Annotated in this window: 5 protein-coding genes; 3 read left to right on the top strand and 2 right to left on the bottom strand. The window is 56.4% G+C overall.

The features are described from left to right. Positions 1-194: hypothetical protein (locus tag E1297_RS49650; RefSeq protein WP_209015607.1), on the top strand; the 194-nt coding region annotated here is incomplete at its 5' end. 324 nt (positions 195-518) lie between these two features. Here E1297_RS49650 and E1297_RS02650 read toward each other — a convergent pair. Together E1297_RS02650 and E1297_RS02645 are read right to left on the bottom strand one after the other, a co-directional pair. Continuing rightward, a complete protein-coding gene (locus tag E1297_RS02650; protein ID WP_209015606.1) occupies positions 519-695 on the bottom strand; it encodes a DUF1127 domain-containing protein in 177 nt (58 codons plus the stop codon). Positions 696-840: 145 nt separating this feature from the next. Continuing rightward, positions 841-1,392, bottom strand: coding sequence for a hypothetical protein (locus E1297_RS02645; RefSeq protein WP_155133553.1), 552 nt, complete (start codon positions 1,390-1,392; stop codon positions 841-843). Between the two features lie 51 nt (positions 1,393-1,443). On the opposite strand from E1297_RS02645, the gene E1297_RS02640 reads away from it, so the two are divergent. After that, positions 1,444-1,728 (top strand): hypothetical protein, encoded by a 285-nt coding sequence (locus E1297_RS02640; protein ID WP_155133550.1) that lies wholly within the window; start codon positions 1,444-1,446, stop codon positions 1,726-1,728. After that, positions 1,721-2,143, top strand: a complete 423-nt coding sequence (locus E1297_RS02635; protein WP_155133547.1) for a hypothetical protein — start codon at positions 1,721-1,723, stop codon at positions 2,141-2,143. Before E1297_RS02640 ends, E1297_RS02635 begins: the two co-directional genes overlap by 8 nt. Positions 2,144-2,321 lie beyond the last annotated feature (178 nt).

Raw genomic sequence — 2,321 nt, 5'->3', positions numbered from 1 at the left:
TTTTCAGCACAAACTGTCGAGACTGCTGGTTGACGAGAGCCATGCGATTTGCGTCCCTGTCAGCTTTCATGGATTTCTCTGACGAATGCGACGAACAAGCGGTCCGAACGAGGATTAGGGACCACATCTCCGGCATGTCCTTGTTCAATGCCAAGCGCGTCGTTCGGCACATGAGTCTGGCTGTGTTCGACTAAGAGCATCCGTCGAGCGCGGCGGAAGCGATCGAAACGGCGACGAGCTTCGCCTGCCAGGTAACCGGAACGAAGCCGCTAAGGGATATCTGCAACAGCAGGCTCGAAGACTACCGCTATGGCTTCGTTTGGGTCTTGGAGGCCATCCGATTGGGCATCGAGCAATGCGACGCCTCCAGGGTCAATAACACCGAGGAACGGCTAGATCGGGTTCCGGCGGCCTGACGAGCGAAATCCTCGTCTTCCAGCCCCCCTGCTGTTAACATCACCGAACGAAAGCGCCGTCCGAATCTATTCTTTTCCTGAACAAAAAAGCGACCGGCGAACCTATCGCTTCAGGACTTCTCGCGTCGAAAGGCGCTCCGTGAAAAGCGCAGTCGGGCTGATGTCGCTGCGGGTCAGACCGATATCGTTCAGCTCGCGGTCGGTCAGGGCGGAAAGTTCCCGGCGTGTCCGGCGGAGGCTGTTTTTGCGCGCGATGCATTCGCGGACGGATTTGAACATTGTCGTTCCTCGTGAGTTCATTCGATGTTTTCGGGGGGGGTGGCACCGAAGAAATCGCGAGTGCCTCTATGCTGATCAACTTGATGATTCGAAATCTGATTTTCAACAAGGATTCACGCAACACTGACATGCGGAAAGTGAATGACTAGTGAGCCGGTTCCGCCCCCTTCAGCACTTGAAGGATTTCGTTCTCCTTCGACGTTATCTCTAGGAAATTCCTGACTTCATCTGGTGCGTCCGGGGCGGGAGGCGCGGACTTTTGGGTGTCGGACGTCTGTGGCGTTCTCGTCTTGCGGACGTATTCGGCGGCGAGGTCTCTCAGGGATTCGGACCCGCTACCGTCGGACAGGGTTTCACTCCACCATTCAGCGAGGGCGACGGGCATATCCTCCTCCCAAGGGCCGGAGACGAAGAACGAAGCGTCGCCGGCAGTATGGCGGAAGATCTCGACTGGTGTACCGTCCTCGAGGACGACGAAGCCCCGAGTCCGGCCGTACTCGAAGACGATCCGATAGAGTTTGAAATCGAGGCATTCGTAGTAGGGGTCGCGGCGGTTCGGCATCATGTCGAGATCGCACATATCTCCGTATCCCTTTGAAACGGCGCGTTTTGCCTCCGCGACGATCGGAGAGGTGTCCGCCAGCGCAGCTCCCGTAATCAGAAGAAGAGGGATGAGGGACATCCGAATGATTTTCATGGGACTTTCGTCTCGCCGAACCGATTGTTGAACAAGGACACGGGGTCTTAATTGACGAAGAACCGCCGCCCGATCATCATAATCTCGAAGGAAGTCCTTGGAAAGACGGAACCCGGAAGCCGCATGATCAAAATTATCGAAAAATTCTTGATGCGAAGGATTCACCATGGATTTGGAATGGTTGCATCCGGAGTCGTGATGGCGATGTTTCCCTTCTCGAGTCCGCAAGAGGAGCTCGTCTTCGGGATTTTCTCGGGCATTCTGATGGCAACGGGGGGTGTGTTTTTACTCGCGGCCGCCGTGCTCCGGTTAAGCAAGAGGCTGAAAAATGGATGACGAAACGACGATTGAAATTGAATTCGCGGGAGACGCGCCCGTCGAGACCACCGAGCGGAAGGCCGTAAAGTCGTCCTTCTCCAAGGTTCTGTTTCCGCAGGACCGCGCGCGGATCTACATCTGTCTCGCGGCCCTCGTTGCCTCTGATGGCGTGATTTCTGAGGCCCTGAAGGAACTCGCCGCCGAATACAAGGCTCTTGACGACGACCGCGTCGTTAACCTCCTCAATGAGATAGGTAAAGCTCTTGCCGACGAGGAGAAAACCCTTGTCCAACGGAGCAGTCGACTCAAGGAAGTGCTCATTGCGAAGAGTGTGACTGCCGAGGAGGCCCTGCTCCTGGCCAAGGCCGGGTCGCCGAGCGGCTCCGCCTGCCTGAGAGCGGCGGCCGAAATCGCTCTCCTTTCCGAGAAGTGACCCAGAAGCGCTGCCCCCTTCCTTCAAAGGGGGCAAAAGCGCACCTCGCGCAGCGAGGTATCAAGATTTACTCCGTTGTTATTCAACGTATTGCCTGACAGACCTGCGCCGAATGTGGCTCTATTGACAGGCAGAGCCGCGAAAGCTTAGCGCTCTTTCACTGCAAATCCTGCGGACA

The organism is Roseibium sp. RKSG952 (genome assembly GCF_009711355.1).
Note: the sequence above shows the minus strand (reverse complement) of the source record. Positions and strands in the feature narration are given on the sequence as shown.